We start from the raw sequence: 4,623 nt of genomic DNA on the forward strand, positions 1-4,623 counted from the left end.
AGCGACATGGCCTACCTATAGGAGCGGCGCGAGCCGCGACCGCGCCATTGCGAAAACCTCGAAACCTGCGCCGTAGCGAAAACTGCGCCGTAACCGTATTTCGCGGTCGCGGCTCGCGCCGCTCCTACAGGGGCTTCGGCGTAACCGCATCGCTGGCGCGCATCAATACCGAATGCGGCGCCCCCCTGCTCGCAAGACCAGACGCCCACGGGACCACGGCACACCCGCCATCCCCACAGGCACCCAACCACCCGGCCCCCCGGGCGCCCACCCCCCACCCAGTGATGACCCGATCCACAGCCCCGGTGTACGCTGCGGCTTCCATCCGGAGGGAGCTCGCATGAAGACCGTGCTGGTGGCCAGTTCCAAGGGGGGCGTCGGCAAGACGACGATCGCCACCCACCTCGCCGCGCAGGCGGCTCTGGAGGGCCTGCGTACGGCCTTGATCGACGCCGATCCGCAAGGTTCCTCGACCCGCTGGGCGCAGCGCCGCTCGGTGCTGGAAAGCGCGGTGCTGGCCCTCGACGGCACCCGCCGCAAGGCCTGGCGCAAGCAGCTGCCCGAGGACACCCAGCGGGTGGTGATCGACGCCCCGGCCGGGGCCATGGCCGACGACCTGGACAGCTTCCTGGAGTTCGCCGACGCCGTGGTCGTGCCGATCCAGCCCTCGACCCTGGACATCGAGGCCACTGTGCCGTTCCTCGACTCCCTGGCCCAGCACCCGCGGGTGCGCCGCGGCCAGCTGCGGGTCGGCCTGATCGGCAACAAGCTCAAGCCGTGGACCAACGCCTCGCAGCAGGCGATCGAGCTGCTGCGCGAATGGCCTTACCCGGTGGTCGCGCAGATCCGCGACAGCCAGGCCTACGTGGTCATGACCGCGCTGGGCAAGAGCTTGTTCGACTACCACTCCCAGCAGATCCGCGAACACCAGGCGGACTGGCAGCCGTTGCTGAAGTGGCTGAAGAAGTGATCCTGGGCGCCGGCCCGCCCTTCACATCGCCGCGCTACCCATCCGTCGCCCCGACAGGCATCCTTCGCTGGCGTTCGCGCACTTCCCTTCATCACTCGTAATCGGTCCCCCATGCGCGAATTGATCCTGCTGCGTCACGCCCACGCCGAGCCGGCCGCCAATGGCCAGGCCGACCTCGACCGCCCGCTGTCCGCCGAAGGCCTGGCCGAGGCCGAGGCCGCCGGCCGCTGGCTGGCCGAGAACAAACTGATCCCCGACTGCGTGCTGTGCTCGCCGTCGCGGCGTACCCGCGAGACCCTGGAAGCGGTGCTCGGCGCGATCGGCTATGTCGAACAGCGCATCGAGCCGTCGATCTTCGAGGCCACCCCGGGCACCCTGATCGCTCTGGCCGATACCCACCACGAAGCTGAGCGGCTGATGCTGGTCGGCCACAACCCCGGCCTGGAACGCCTGGCCGCGCTGCTGCACAGCGGCCAGTCGGGCGACTACCGCGGCATGCCGCCGGGCGGCGTCGCCGTGCTGACGGTGCCGGCCGGAGTCAGCCTGGAGCCGGGTTCGGCCCAGCTCAGCGCTTTTTGGTGGCCGTGAGCCCAGCGGCGACGGCGCGGTCGCCCGGGTGGCGGCTGCGCCACCGGGTCGCGGTCGTCGCGACCCTGGCCTGGGCATCGGCCGTTGCCATCGCCGCACCGCCGGCCGCCGGCCCGCCGCACGCGCTGGAACAGCGCCCCGCCGAGGCCCGCTCGATCGAGACCTTCGACCCCGAGCACACCCGTTTCAGTTTCGAACTGCGCACCCGTTGGGGCCAGAAGGTCGCCGGCCAGTTTCCGCGCTACGACGGCGAACTGACCGTGCTGGCCGACGGCCGCCACCAGGTGCGCATCCGCCTGGCCGCCGGCGCGGTCGTGGTCGGCGACTCCGAGCGCTACACCCGGCTCGCGCGCGGCGATCGCTTCTTCAACGCGCCGCGCTATCCCTACATCGAATTCCTGTCCGAGCCGCATTCGCCCGACCTGGCCCGCACCGGCGGCCCGTTGCGCGGCCGGCTGACCCTGCACGGGGTGAGCCGCATGGAAACCTTCATCCTCGCCCCGGCGACCTGCGCCAAACCCGGCGAGGAGTGCGACGGCATCGCCCACGGCAGCGTCAGCCGCGACGACTACGGGCTCGACGGATGGCAACTCGCGCTCGGGGACCGGGTACGCTTCACCATGCAGGTACGCCTGCAATCCACACAAAGTAAGCTCGCGCCGCCGAAATCCGCGGTTCCCAAGCCCGCGCCGTCGAGAACGCCGGACACCGTTCCGGCCAAGCCCGCGGAGCGTTAAGGAGTCACCCCGTTGAACCCCGTGTTGCGCGGCCTCGCGGCCCTGCTCGCCCTGACGTTGTCGGCCTGCGCCTCGCTCAGCCCGGCCCAGCGCGATCGCGCCAGCGCGATCGCCGCGGCGGCGCGTTCGCAGCAGATCGATTGCGCGGCCGCCGACGCCTGCGCCCAGGCCTCGCCGCTGCTCGCGCTCGGCGGCCAGGCGCTGGCCGCGTCCACGCCCGAGCAGCCGCGCCATTACGCGGTGATCCTTGATCGCGGCCCCGACGCGCTGCTCGCGCGCATCAACCTGATCCGCAGCGCGACCCACAGCCTGGACCTGCAGACCTACATCTTCGACGAGGACGACGCCGGCAAGCTGGTGCTCGACGAACTGCTCGCCGCCGCGCGCCGCGGCGTGCGGGTGCGCCTGCTGCTCGACCAGCTGGCCGCGCTGCGGCACATCGACACCCTGGCGGCGCTATCGGGCGTGCACGTCAATTTCGAGGTCAAGCTGTACAACCCGGTGCTGCACCGCGCGCGCATCACCTACCCGCGCTACGTGCTGGCCGCGGCCTGCTGCTGGCGCCGGCTCAACCAGCGCATGCACACCAAGCTGCTGCTCGCCGACGGCCAGATCGGCATCTCCGGCGGGCGCAACTACCAGGACGACTATTACGACTGGGACGACGAGTACAACTTCCGCGACCGCGACGTGCTGGTCGCCGGCCCGGTCGCCGACGTCATGGGCACCGACTTCGAGGTGTTCTGGAGCGACCGCCGCAGCGTCCCGGTCGAACGCCTGGCCGACGTCGGCCAGCGCATCATCGACGACGGCGTGCCGGTGTTGCCGCCGATCGAATTCGAACGCCCGCAACGCGCCCAGGCCATGCGCGACGCCGCCGCCGACAACGCGCAGATTCAACAGCGCCTGGTCGCCAACGCGATCCAGGTCGGCGCGGTGCGCTACATCTCCGACACGCCCGACAAACACCGCGAGAACGCCGAGAACAACGCGCTCGCCTCCGATTCGCTGCGCAACCTGATCACCCATTCGCGCGAAGAGGTGATGCTGCAGACGCCGTACCTGGTGCTGTCGAAATCCGCGCAGCAGTTGTTCCGCAGCCTGCACGACCGCCCCGACCGGCCGCGCGTGATCGTCTCGACCAACAGCCTGGCCGCGACCGACGCCTTCATCGCCTACGCGCTGTCGTACAAGTACAAGCGCCGCTACCTGCGCGAGTTCGGCTTCAACATCTACGAGTACAAACCGTTCCCGGCCGACGCGCCGATCGACATCGCCGCGACCGGCGCGTCCTTGCCCGACCTGGGTCTGGAAGGTCTGCCGGAACAGGACGACCGCGCCCAACCCAATTCCGTGCAGGGCGCCGGCATGGCCGAATCCCGGCGCGGCGAAGGACCCGACCGCAACAGCGTGATCTACCGTCAGCGCTACCGGCAACCGTTGGCGCGCGAGTACGCGGCGATCCGTTACGCGCGCCGGCGCAGCAACGAACCGGTGCCGCTCAAGCGCGCCGGCGTGCGCATCGGCATGCACGCCAAGTCGATGGTGATCGACGAACGCATCGGCGTGATCGGCACCCACAACTTCGACCCGCGCGGCGATCACTACAACACCGAGAGCGCGGTGGTGATCGACGACCCGGTGTTCGCGCGCGCCCTGGCCGACAGCATCCGCCGCGACATCGCGCCGGCCAACTCGTGGGTGATCGCGCGTCGCGACAAGCCGCCGATCTTCTCCGGATTGGAATACTCGATCGCGAAGATTTCCGAGCACTTGCCGCTGTTCGACCTGTGGCCGGTGCGTTACGCGACCAGTTACGAATTCGTGCCCGGCCCGGACTGTCCGTCGCCGCTGTACCGCACCGACCCGGGCTTTCGCGCCTGCTACAAACCGGTCGGCGATTTTCCCGAGGTCAACCTCGGGGTGAAGAGTCTGACCACGCGGATCTTCACCGCGTTCGGGGCGGGGTTGGCGCCGATTCTTTGAGGGTTGCGCGGCGTATGGGTTTTCCGCCGCGTCGGGTCGTTCGTTTGCCGCCGGTTTCGATTTCTTCAGCGTTACCGCGCGCGCGACGCAACTGCATCGCGACGGCCGTAGGAGCGGCGCAAGCCGCGACCGCGAATTACGGTTACGGCGCAGGTTTCGACGTTGTCGTGGTGGCGCGGTCGCGGCTTGCGCCGCTCCTACAGGGAGGCCACGCAGCTTTGGCTTGAGCTTGAAGCCGCGCAGTTCACCCAGCGCTGCGAAGCCACGCACTCGCGTTAACAACAGCACACCCGAAGGGCGGCGTGCAGGATGCACGCCGTGCGCTACCGGGACATGGATGTC

The 4,623-nt window shown here is 69.6% G+C and carries 4 protein-coding genes; all 4 read left to right on the forward strand.

Annotated features, from left to right (window positions below; all coding sequences use genetic code 11):
• The first annotated feature begins 340 nt into the window (after window positions 1–340).
• The 4 genes from ASD86_RS08235 (at window position 341) to ASD86_RS08250 (ending at window position 4,281) form a co-directional block, all read left to right on the forward strand.
• The gene (locus ASD86_RS08235) at window positions 341–970 is read left to right on the forward strand and encodes a ParA family protein (RefSeq protein WP_056109357.1); all 630 of its coding nucleotides are present in this window, start codon (window positions 341–343) and stop codon (window positions 968–970) included.
• Between the two features lie 111 nt (window positions 971–1,081).
• Window positions 1,082–1,558, forward strand: coding sequence for a histidine phosphatase family protein (locus ASD86_RS08240; protein WP_036115859.1), 477 nt, complete (start codon window positions 1,082–1,084; stop codon window positions 1,556–1,558).
• Window positions 1,549–2,295 (forward strand): YceI family protein, encoded by a 747-nt coding sequence (locus tag ASD86_RS08245; RefSeq protein WP_162253631.1) that lies wholly within the window; start codon window positions 1,549–1,551, stop codon window positions 2,293–2,295. The genes ASD86_RS08240 and ASD86_RS08245 overlap by 10 nt, the downstream gene beginning before the upstream one ends.
• A 12-nt stretch (window positions 2,296–2,307) precedes the next feature.
• A complete protein-coding gene (locus ASD86_RS08250; RefSeq protein ID WP_056109360.1) occupies window positions 2,308–4,281 on the forward strand; it encodes a phospholipase D family protein in 1,974 nt (657 codons plus the stop codon).
• Window positions 4,282–4,623: the final 342 nt, after the last annotated feature.

The sequence above is a fragment of the Lysobacter sp. Root690 genome, from assembly GCF_001427785.1.
Taxonomy (GTDB): Bacteria; Pseudomonadota; Gammaproteobacteria; order Xanthomonadales; family Xanthomonadaceae; genus Lysobacter.

Bases quoted from the DNA above. Each gene is read 5' to 3' on its own strand.
- ASD86_RS08235 (WP_056109357.1), top strand. From the start codon at position 341: ATGAAGACCGTGCTGGTGGCCAGTTCCAAGGGGGGCGTCGGCAAGACG.
- ASD86_RS08240 (WP_036115859.1), top strand. From the start codon at position 1,082: ATGCGCGAATTGATCCTGCTGCGTCACGCCCACGCCGAGCCGGCCGCC.